Here is an 11128-nt window from a genome sequence, read left to right as displayed (position 1 = left end):
TGTTTCAATCCCGCAAGCGGGATTAAGTAATTAGAAACTAGAATTTTTGTATTGTTTCTTTATAATAATTAAAGTTTCAATCCCGCAAGCGGGATTAAGTAATTAGAAACTTCATGCTTTATCCCAAGTAGATACTTCAATCAACGTTTCAATCCCGCAAGCGGGATTAAGTAATTAGAAACTTTGCATTTTCTACTCGTTTCTTTAAAGATAAACTGTTTCAATCCCGCAAGCGGGATTAAGTAATTAGAAACCTGGGTTTAGTGCAAAGAGTAAATGTGAATATAGAAGTTTCAATCCCGCAAGCGGGATTAAGTAATTAGAAACTCCTGGCGCTAGCTTGCATTTAAAGAATGGTGAATGTTTCAATCCCGCAAGCGGGATTAAGTAATTAGAAACAAACAGGCATGGATTTTAGCAGTGAACCTGAGACTTGTTTCAATCCCGCAAGCGGGATTAAGTAATTAGAAACATTCAATTAAAGTGTCTGTTGGTTGGGGAGTTTCGAGTTTCAATCCCGCAAGCGGGATTAAGTAATTAGAAACAGCGTTATTGGATTATTTCTTGGTCATTGGGATGAATGTTTCAATCCCGCAAGCGGGATTAAGTAATTAGAAACAGTTGAATAATGAACTGGAAGCGCTAAAGCTTGAAGAGTTTCAATCCCGCAAGCGGGATTAAGTAATTAGAAACTTCTGAAAATCTAAGTAGAACTCTTTAAGGTCAAAAGGTTTCAATCCCGCAAGCGGGATTAAGTAATTAGAAACATTTAGAAGCCTTGCCCAGAGCATTTTAGAGCGGTTAGTTTCAATCCCGCAAGCGGGATTAAGTAATTAGAAACTTCATAGCGTTGCTCATAAACCTGTTTATCTATCTGTTTCAATCCCGCAAGCGGGATTAAGTAATTAGAAACACGTCAGCAAGTGTTGAGTGACACGAAAGGGATTGGTTTCAATCCCGCAAGCGGGATTAAGTAATTAGAAACAGGCATACTTTTGATATCATAATGGTTTGAATATTTGTTTCAATCCCGCAAGCGGGATTAAGTAATTAGAAACCCATCGTGACCTACAGGGTGAATTTCTATAATAGAGGTTTCAATCCCGCAAGCGGGATTAAGTAATTAGAAACACTTGAAGGAAGAACAGACGTTAATGCAGATGCTAAACGTTTCAATCCCGCAAGCGGGATTAAGTAATTAGAAACACCTAGATACCGCCAGTCACCAACATTAAATTCTTTGTTTCAATCCCGCAAGCGGGATTAAGTAATTAGAAACTAGAAGGAACCATTGCCCAGTTAAACCAACGAATCGTTTCAATCCCGCAAGCGGGATTAAGTAATTAGAAACTCAAAGAGTAGATGCTAAAAAACCTTTTTGGAAAGTTTCAATCCCGCAAGCGGGATTAAGTAATTAGAAACGTAGTAGTAACTAACGAAACGGCCCGTAAAGGGATGTTTCAATCCCGCAAGCGGGATTAAGTAATTAGAAACGAGCGCCTATTCTGTAATTCCCAGTCGATAGCATGAAGTTTCAATCCCGCAAGCGGGATTAAGTAATTAGAAACTTCAAGGTTAGTAAATGCAGGCTTAATTTTGTGAACGTTTCAATCCCGCAAGCGGGATTAAGTAATTAGAAACAATTAGTCCTATTGACATTCCTCTTGACAAGATTCCGTTTCAATCCCGCAAGCGGGATTAAGTAATTAGAAACCATTTTACTCCTTTAGCAAAGATGTTGTATGATAGAAGTTTCAATCCCGCAAGCGGGATTAAGTAATTAGAAACTCATAAATAGTCTCACGACGTGAGATATTCTGGTCAGTTTCAATCCCGCAAGCGGGATTAAGTAATTAGAAACGTAGCCCCAGCGATTATTTGCAGTTTATTCGATGATGTTTCAATCCCGCAAGCGGGATTAAGTAATTAGAAACTGTGATATCCGTACGAAAGCGTGGATCATGCCACTGTTTCAATCCCGCAAGCGGGATTAAGTAATTAGAAACAATGAAAACGAACTAGAAGAAGATGAATTGGGCTAGTTTCAATCCCGCAAGCGGGATTAAGTAATTAGAAACTTTAATTTATCCTATGTATAGCGCAAAACTTGACTTGTTTCAATCCCGCAAGCGGGATTAAGTAATTAGAAACATGATCTGTCCATCTAATCCAGCACATAATTGAGCGTTTCAATCCCGCAAGCGGGATTAAGTAATTAGAAACAACTAATATTGGATTTAACCGGGCGGGAACTGCTATGTTTCAATCCCGCAAGCGGGATTAAGTAATTAGAAACTTGCATGTCATAAAAAATACAAAACCAAGCATCTTTGTTTCAATCCCGCAAGCGGGATTAAGTAATTAGAAACGTTATGAACAAGGTGATCGGGATTGGACCCTTGAAGAGTTTCAATCCCGCAAGCGGGATTAAGTAATTAGAAACTTTCTGGAAGTAAACAACTTTCTAATATTGTTATTTGTTTCAATCCCGCAAGCGGGATTAAGTAATTAGAAACTTTTAATATAATATTTCGGTCTTAATGTTTTATTTAGTTTCAATCCCGCAAGCGGGATTAAGTAATTAGAAACTGCTGCTGAACAGAATGTTCAGATTTCGGTTTCCTGTTTCAATCCCGCAAGCGGGATTAAGTAATTAGAAACTTTGAAAACTGGGCTAGGTTGTCAACCCAGGTTGACGTTTCAATCCCGCAAGCGGGATTAAGTAATTAGAAACGCTACCGCAGCGGCGGTCAAAAGGTAATCAACTATTGTTTCAATCCCGCAAGCGGGATTAAGTAATTAGAAACTATTGATAGTTGCATTTGTCAAATTCTATAAATTAAGTTTCAATCCCGCAAGCGGGATTAAGTAATTAGAAACCTATCAGGAGTGTCTTGATATCTCTAATGGTCAAAGTTTCAATCCCGCAAGCGGGATTAAGTAATTAGAAACTACGTTATTGACTTTTGAAAATCAAGTTGAAGTTTTGTTTCAATCCCGCAAGCGGGATTAAGTAATTAGAAACCCAAGTTAACCTTTTCCTTTCCTCTGTTGCTCAAGGGTTTCAATCCCGCAAGCGGGATTAAGTAATTAGAAACTCGAATAGATTTTTCTGGTAGCATTTCTCCAGTTTTTGGTTTCAATCCCGCAAGCGGGATTAAGTAATTAGAAACTTTTCTTCCATGAGTAGCCAGTTTTGGGATGATGGTGGTTTCAATCCCGCAAGCGGGATTAAGTAATTAGAAACGACCTTGATTATGACCAGCTATGGGAAATATGGGAAGTTTCAATCCCGCAAGCGGGATTAAGTAATTAGAAACCGTAAGATAAACCGTATTGATTTCTAAACTCAGTTGTTTCAATCCCGCAAGCGGGATTAAGTAATTAGAAACTTTGTCCGATGGATAATAATAGCTATTTAGCATATTGTTTCAATCCCGCAAGCGGGATTAAGTAATTAGAAACTACTGTCTGTTGCGTCCTGGTGAAATGGGCCGGAAGTTTCAATCCCGCAAGCGGGATTAAGTAATTAGAAACAACAATATGATGAATTTGCGATTAGGAATAATGGAGGTTTCAATCCCGCAAGCGGGATTAAGTAATTAGAAACTTATTAAATCCATCAAAGTAATTAGACCAATTACAAGTTTCAATCCCGCAAGCGGGATTAAGTAATTAGAAACGTCGTTGCATTAGATCCGGGTATCCGTACCTTTGTGTTTCAATCCCGCAAGCGGGATTAAGTAATTAGAAACTCGTAGTTCTAGCGGAACTGTAAAAACATCTAAAGTGTTTCAATCCCGCAAGCGGGATTAAGTAATTAGAAACTTTATTGGCATTAATTTTATTGTTGATAAATGATAAGTTTCAATCCCGCAAGCGGGATTAAGTAATTAGAAACTTACAGTGCTTACGGCAGAAGTTAACCGATATATTCCGTTTCAATCCCGCAAGCGGGATTAAGTAATTAGAAACATCTTGAACCAATGCCCAGTTATGGATTATTTCCAGTTTCAATCCCGCAAGCGGGATTAAGTAATTAGAAACTTTCAGCGATTTTATCAAGGGTTCCGGTTGCCAATTGTTTCAATCCCGCAAGCGGGATTAAGTAATTAGAAACTCGCATGGTTCGAGAAAGAATCCCAGCGCATGGGTATGTTTCAATCCCGCAAGCGGGATTAAGTAATTAGAAACCCGTCTAGAAACCTATGCTCTGTCAAGATCCTTTCGTTTCAATCCCGCAAGCGGGATTAAGTAATTAGAAACTCCCAAAAAGTAAACCATAACCAAGAGTAATAAGATTCGTTTCAATCCCGCAAGCGGGATTAAGTAATTAGAAACGTAAGACGTTCCCGGTTCATGCCAATGATTTTAAAGTGTTTCAATCCCGCAAGCGGGATTAAGTAATTAGAAACTCGGTAAATTCGATGAAACTGTATTTGGTAATTTTGAGTTTCAATCCCGCAAGCGGGATTAAGTAATTAGAAACACTGAAATAGCAACCGCCGTTGCTGTCACTTGGATAGGTTTCAATCCCGCAAGCGGGATTAAGTAATTAGAAACAGCAATAAAATCTAATTCATACAATTGATTAGTAAGTTTCAATCCCGCAAGCGGGATTAAGTAATTAGAAACTCAATTGTTTTTTTAAATTAATTAAGTCTGCGTTATGTTTCAATCCCGCAAGCGGGATTAAGTAATTAGAAACTGCATCTGAAGTTGATTTTAATGAGGTTAGCGATCGGTTTCAATCCCGCAAGCGGGATTAAGTAATTAGAAACATCCCCACGGCTCCATTAAAATCTCTATCGATTTCAGTTTCAATCCCGCAAGCGGGATTAAGTAATTAGAAACATATCGTCGGTGCTGGGGCAAAAACCATCAAGAATGTTTCAATCCCGCAAGCGGGATTAAGTAATTAGAAACGTGTTTTAATCGCTTTGATCTTCCCCGCTTCGAGCGTTTCAATCCCGCAAGCGGGATTAAGTAATTAGAAACGTCTTTGCGACTGGATATAATGCAGAAAAATTTTATGTTTCAATCCCGCAAGCGGGATTAAGTAATTAGAAACGTCATTGGGGCTTAAAATTAAAGACTTTTTAGGATGTTTCAATCCCGCAAGCGGGATTAAGTAATTAGAAACCCGGTCATCCAGAACCTAATAATAAAGGTATTTTCACAACCGATTTTGCTGGGGGAATTTAAAAACCCCATTACAGCGGTCGCAAAACTATGAAACACCTCGCAACAAAACTCTGAAACTATTGAATTGTCAAGGTTCTGACGTTTTGACGGGGCACCGGGGTTTTCGACCTCGCTTTCCCCCGTCAAAAATAAGTGTAGCAGAAGATTACAAAATGATTGTTTCATTATGTTTCGGCTGCTCCGATCCATAAGCGATCGTATTACGTACAGCAAAAGCGTCTAATACGTATATTCGTACCGAATCTTCCTGCTGCTTAATCAACTTCTCTATTTTCACCTGAAGTTTGGTAAACTGCAACTTGGTTAAAAAACACTCAAAAACACTATATTGAGTCCATTTCCCATAACCAGAAAGCAATTTGTGTAATCTTGTACGGCGTTTGTTAGCTGCTTTGGTGTCGGGTAAATCGTAAATAATCAAATAAAATAACTTTGTCATCGGCGCGTAAATGGTTTGTAAGGGATACCTTCCTGTAAGTGACGACCGAATAAACGTGCTTGTAATTCAATCGCACGCCTGTAATTGCAGCGATAACCAAAATTTGGATGTTTAAATTCATCATTCATTTTGCGTTCCCATGCTTGAAGAAAGTTTTTACGTCCTTTATCACAAAGACGATATGCACCCAAACTTTCAGTAAAATCATCTGGCTTGATTTCTTTATGTTTGATAACTGCAAAAATTAAACTATCAGCAACAAGGGGGCGGAATTCTTCCATCAAATCTAATACCATTGCAGGTTGACCGCGAGTCGTTTCATGTAAATAACCGATATAAGGATCCAAACCTGCTACATGTACTGCAGCTGTGACTTGAACTCGTAAAAGTCCATAAGCAAAACCCAGTAAAGCATTAATCGGATCTGTCGGTGGGCGGCGATTTCTACCGTTAAATGACCATTTGTCTGGTAATATTGCTGACCAACAAGCAAAATATTCCCTTGCGGCTAAACCTTCAATACCTCTAACTTCATCAAGAGTGGTTTGTTCTAGAACTAATTTTTTTCTATTTTTGAGGGGATTATCTTTTTGGTCATAGCGGTAAAGAACACTATGTTGATTATGAATTTTCCCGGTAACAATAGTTTGAGCTATTTCTAGTTTGTGCGAGCGATCGCAATGTGCAGCATATTGAGCCAGTCTTAATTGACCGTTGCGGGAATAAGCAGGAAGTGTAGAACCTAAGTGTTTACCAAAATAAGACAGGTAATGAACCGGCATTCCCAATTCTAAAGCATAAACTAAAGCATCTCCGGTTACTTGTGGGTTACCCATCAAAACAACTTCTTCAACAGTTTGAGCAGGTACAGAATGTTTTTTCCAACTACCATCAGATTGCTTGAGTGCGACTTTAAATGCTTCGTGAGTTTTACTTAAAACAGCTTCTGGTTGAGTTACATAAAGTACAGACATAATTTAGACCTGAGAACTTATTAGACTTGATAACTTAATTGTTTAACTTCTTTTGGTAAACAAATACCTTTGAGGCTACAGTCCCGACATTTTTTTGGATGGTCTATTGGTCTTGGAATCGGTTTTTCCAAAGCTTCCTTAGCTGCTTGAATAGCCTCTTCAGTAGCCTGACGTAGAGTTGTGGTAAATTGAACTCGTTCGCGACGACGGTTAGTATGATAGAAAATTTCGCCATTGGTAATAGTTTTACCGGTGCGTTCTTCCAAACATAAAGCCGCACCACAAAGTTGAAAATGGTCATTGAGATGATTGTTCATTCTTCCCTTTTTGTATTCAAGGGGTATTAGTTCGTTATCTCGTTGTTCCACCGCATCGATAATACCGTTAATTAAAAGGCGATTACTCCATACCCACTGTTGACGATAGATAATCGTATCTCCTTCCAGATATGTACCTTCATGATTAATATTGCGGTGTAAGTGGCGACCAAGGATAATATGTTCGTTATCTGCATTTTCTCCTAACTGATATTCCAGATAAAATCGACGCGGACAATATTCCCAAGCATTCAAATATGCAAGGGGAAGATAATTTTGTTCGTTCATTTTTTGGTTTTATTAGAAGGGAACGGGGAATAGATTTAAAGAGTTGCTCAAAAAGTTGATGTATAGCAGTGTTTTTTGAAATTGGTATAAGTTTTATTAGGTTTAAGTCTTATAGGATCGCTGGGCTGTGGAAGTGCTACTATAAACCCAATTTAAGTAGGTTAGTAAGAAAAATCATTGCAACAGATTATCCCGTAGAGACGCGTTAGCGAAGCGTGACCGTTAGGTCATCATGTCGCGTCTCTACAAAATTTATTTGTCTCACTATTCTTCCAAATTGGTATAAGTTTCATTAAACCTCACACCATTCCATATACTAGTTTTTATTTTGCTATTTGTATTGAATCCCAATCGCCAATCCCTAACCCCCAATCCTCGTCTGTCCCATTCCCATTGAGGTTTTCCGTCCTACTCCTGAGAAGAAAGCGAAATGAGCGAGAACTGAGGCTATTTTGGCTTGTTCTTCATCCCGAAAGCGATAAAGAACCCAACCTTGAGCGCCAATTTCTGCACCACCTTCCATTCTGAGTGCATGGGTTTTGAGTTCGTAAGCAGATACTAATCCCCTCCATTCCACAGGAGGAAATTTATATTCGTTTGGTGCAAAATGATTCCAGCGTCTATGCAAGGAATTAAATACTAGCTCGGGTAAAGGAAATGTTTGGATATTTTGAAGCTGTTTGAAACTTGTAGGTGAAAAAAAGGTTAGTTGAATATCTGTAGAATTGGAGTTTTTAGATATCGCACCATAATTAGTTGCTTCTACTAAAGGATGAGTTCCCGGTAAGGTGTAGATATTCCGAATTATAAAGGGAAATTTTGCCAGAATTACCGGTTGTCTTTCCTGTTGTTCTAAACCTTTTAATAAAGGTGCGATTAAATTGCCATCTAAAAGACTAATTCGGAAATAAAATATATCTCCCGGTTGAGTTCCTTTAGGGCGACGATTACCTAGTAATCTTGATATACCAATGGGGGAGGTTTGGGTATTGTGAACAAATTCTGCAACTTCCGGAGAACCAAGATGCAACCATCGTAATACCAAAGCATGGAGTGCTCTGGAAAGAGTTGGTGAAAATTTTCCTCTTTCTGCAGCTGCTAATTCTACTACTAATGAATGCAAGTTTGAAGATGTATCAGGCTGCGATGAGATTTTTTGCTCCATATAAGGTTCCCCTCGGTAAACGGAATTGATTTGGTAATTCAGGATTTGCTCTTTTTAAATTTTGCCATTCCTGATTATCAATAGATTGAAAATATTCTCCTGAAAGTCTTGCTTGACTTATTAAACTTACAGGTGGCATTACAATTCGATTGTATAGAATTAAATCAGTATCATGAGATAAATCTAAAGGATTTAAAGGATGGGAACAAGTATAATCACCTGAAGATTTTTTGATAACTGAATCAGGTATTTTTATGCTTTCGACCTTAACTTTCGCTGACCATTTACCTAAACGAATCCATTGAGGAATTGTAATTCGATCGGGTGCAATAATATAGGTACGATATTTACTACCAACTGCTAATTCCTTTGCTCTCCCATAATTAATCGGATAATTTTTATCGGCTCCTTTATCGCCAAATTGTTTTGATTTTCCATAATATGCAACCTGAGCAGCTTTAAAAGTATTAACTTGGTAAGACCAGATTATAGGTTGTGCTGGAAATACGTAAATTTTGGCTTGATTTAAATGCAGTAAATTTTGCTCTGACTTATCGTCTAAATAAGTTGGTTTTTGTGCTTTTTCTCCATGAAGGCGATAGGAATGGGGAATATAATCAACATTAAATAATGCAAAACTTAACGCCCAATTATGTAAATATTTTTCTGTTTCATAGAGAATCCCCATTTCTCTAGTTGCGAAAAATACGTTATCATGCAAGGTCAAAAGACAGTGATATAGAAGCATAAATCAGTTAACTGTTATCAGTTTATGACTAATATAGGAATCCGGTTTGATTTCTGAACGAGTTTTTAGCTTTTAAGCTTGCTATATAAGCTTTTGAGTCTCAGTATATTTTCAAAAATCAAATATGAGTCCTATAGATTTAACCAACAAGTAACTCATTACTCATTACTCATTACTCATTACTCATTACTCATTTCTTTTTCCCTTTCTTCTTCAATGCTCCAAATGAAGATGCATAAGTTTTAGTTTGTTCGGAAAGTTTTGTGATTGTTTCTACAAGTTTGGTTTCATCTTGATAAATTGTATTAACTTCACTAACTAACTCTTGTAATTCGGAACCAAATATCAGATTCGTTTTACGCACGGGTTCATCATTAAGTAAATTATTTGCTATGGAGTTAGCTTGAATTAAAATATCGCTAATGGGAGCATTTATATCACCTTTCAATGCATCATAAAGGGCTTGGGTAAAATGTAAATTACTAAAAATTTCCCCGTCACAAAATGCAATTCCCACTAGATAATTCTTCATTGTTCCGGTACGAGATTCTTGTGCTCCGTAACGTCTGGTTCGCAGCAAGTTACCCAAAACATAGAGAAAACCTTCGTAAGTGCAATCTCGCAATGTTTCTACCGTTGGAAAAGTTATTTCTGGTAAAATATGATCCAACTCGTTGATGGAACTACGCATTTCTCCACCTTCACTCATTGTTCCACCTTCAAAGGGTGCATTAAAGGTAAAACTACGGTGCGATCGCTCGTAGGAAGTTAAAGAAAATGCTGAGTCGGAGTAAACTTTGGAGCGTTCCGAACCACTGTCACCAATTGCAAAACCGTAGATAATACAATCGGGACATTTCTTACAAGCATCTTTGCTGTTATATTCGCAATATTTATCTTTATTCCCAGGATCGGGGGTGGTGATATCCAAAGAACGCAGTAATTCTCTTCCTGCGAGACGTTCTGGTGTTGTTTGCTTGCGTTTGAACATTACCAAACGACTTATTTGTTCGTTATTTTCTAATCCAGCTTGGGTACGTGCGGTGTTGAGAATCCCGTCGGTTTGAAATACGGGGAAAGATTGACTATGACGGAGCATTATGAAGTGAATATAATTCCCTGATGCTAAACGGGGAAAAGCATTTGCAAATTTGGGTTTGAGGTTTTCTAATACGGTCATGATTTTTCTCCTTTTATTGTCAACTTTTGAATGTAAAATGTAGGGTGTGTTAGGCGAATGCCGTAACGCACCGTTAATTAAGATGTGGCAGAATTTTCAGTGGATTTTTCTTGTAAAGCTAACCACCGATAAGCGAATTCAGCCCCGGATTTAATACGATTGCGGTTTTCTTGAAGCAATGCGCGATCGCCTTGGTAAAGTTGAAGAAATAATTCTTTGACGCAGGTTGTCATAAAAGTATGAATAGCTGCGATTTCTTGTGCTTGTCTTGTGGTGTAGTCGATAGATTTATCTGCAATTAGGGGACGTTTATATACTTCTTGACGTTCTAAAGCATCTTTGAGTTGTCCAGCTCCTTGTAAAATGATGTCTTCAGTATCAATTTGTTGAGGAACACTTAATATTACTTCTAAGGCTTTTGATAGGGGAAGTAATATTGTATGGCTTGATTCGCTTAATTTTACTTGATAGAAAGTTCTGTATTGTTTGACTAATTTTGTCATTAACTGCATTAAATATTTTCCTCCGTTTTTATATTGGTAAGTATTATTAGTTTGTGAAACATCTTCGGTAGAGACGCGACATGTCGCGTCTGTACATGATTCATAATTATTGTCGTTTTCTACCCAGGAATTATTAGTTTGTGAAATATCTTCGGTAGAGACGCGACATGTCGCGTCTGTACATGATTCATGATTATTGTCGTTTTCTACCCAGGAATTATTATTTTGTGAAATATCTTCGGTAGAGACGCGACATGTCGCGTCTGTACATGATTCATAATTATTTTCATCTTCTACCCAGGAATTATT

At 37.8% G+C, this 11128-nt stretch carries 7 protein-coding genes and 1 CRISPR repeat array (1 of these 8 cut by a window edge); all 7 genes read right to left on the bottom strand.

The window, feature by feature from the left end:
* Nucleotides 1-5143: direct repeats of the CRISPR family, unit length 37 nt; unit sequence GTTTCAATCCCGCAAGCGGGATTAAGTAATTAGAAAC; it reaches 1610 nt to the left of the window's first position.
* Nucleotides 5144-5350: 207 nt separating this feature from the next.
* Nucleotides 5351-5644 (bottom strand): CRISPR-associated endonuclease Cas2, encoded by a 294-nt coding sequence (gene cas2 / locus QNJ50_RS02745; RefSeq protein WP_300631731.1) that lies wholly within the window; start codon nt 5642-5644, stop codon nt 5351-5353.
* Entirely contained in the window at nt 5641-6618 is a 978-nt protein-coding gene (gene cas1d / locus QNJ50_RS02740) for a type I-D CRISPR-associated endonuclease Cas1d (RefSeq protein WP_300631729.1), read from the bottom strand. The genes cas2 and cas1d overlap by 4 nt, the downstream gene beginning before the upstream one ends.
* A gap of 20 nt (nt 6619-6638) precedes the next feature.
* A complete protein-coding gene (gene cas4 / locus QNJ50_RS02735) occupies nt 6639-7223 on the bottom strand; it encodes a CRISPR-associated protein Cas4 (protein WP_300631727.1) in 585 nt (194 codons plus the stop codon).
* Nucleotides 7224-7584: 361 nt separating this feature from the next.
* On the bottom strand, nt 7585-8388 hold the full coding sequence (gene cas6 / locus QNJ50_RS02730; RefSeq protein WP_300631725.1) for a CRISPR-associated endoribonuclease Cas6: 804 nt from the start codon (nt 8386-8388) through the stop codon (nt 7585-7587).
* A complete protein-coding gene (cas5d, locus tag QNJ50_RS02725; RefSeq protein ID WP_300631723.1) occupies nt 8360-9136 on the bottom strand; it encodes a type I-D CRISPR-associated protein Cas5/Csc1 in 777 nt (258 codons plus the stop codon). The genes cas6 and cas5d overlap by 29 nt, the downstream gene beginning before the upstream one ends.
* A gap of 190 nt (nt 9137-9326) precedes the next feature.
* Nucleotides 9327-10316 (bottom strand): type I-D CRISPR-associated protein Cas7/Csc2, encoded by a 990-nt coding sequence (gene cas7d, locus QNJ50_RS02720; protein WP_300631721.1) that lies wholly within the window; start codon nt 10314-10316, stop codon nt 9327-9329.
* Nucleotides 10317-10393: 77 nt separating this feature from the next.
* A partial coding sequence (gene cas10d / locus QNJ50_RS02715; protein WP_300631719.1) for a type I-D CRISPR-associated protein Cas10d/Csc3 occupies nt 10394-11128 on the bottom strand: 735 nt, incomplete at its 5' end.

It is taken from the genome of Mastigocoleus sp. MO_188.B34 (assembly GCF_030065675.1).
Taxonomy (GTDB): Bacteria; Cyanobacteriota; Cyanobacteriia; order Cyanobacteriales; family Nostocaceae; genus Mastigocoleus.
The sequence above is the reverse complement of the archived record's forward strand: the minus strand, read 5'-3'. Positions and strand labels throughout refer to the sequence as shown.

Excerpts from the sequence above, each read along its gene's own strand:
- cas4 (WP_300631727.1), bottom strand. The coding sequence starts at position 7,223 with ATGAACGAACAAAATTATCTTCCCCTTGCATATTTGAATGCTTGGGAA.
- cas5d (WP_300631723.1), bottom strand. The coding sequence starts at position 9,136 with ATGCTTCTATATCACTGTCTTTTGACCTTGCATGATAACGTATTTTTC.
- cas7d (WP_300631721.1), bottom strand. The coding sequence starts at position 10,316 with ATGACCGTATTAGAAAACCTCAAACCCAAATTTGCAAATGCTTTTCCC.
- cas6 (WP_300631725.1), bottom strand. The coding sequence starts at position 8,388 with ATGGAGCAAAAAATCTCATCGCAGCCTGATACATCTTCAAACTTGCAT.
- cas1d (WP_300631729.1), bottom strand. The coding sequence starts at position 6,618 with ATGTCTGTACTTTATGTAACTCAACCAGAAGCTGTTTTAAGTAAAACT.
- cas2 (WP_300631731.1), bottom strand. The coding sequence starts at position 5,644 with ATGACAAAGTTATTTTATTTGATTATTTACGATTTACCCGACACCAAA.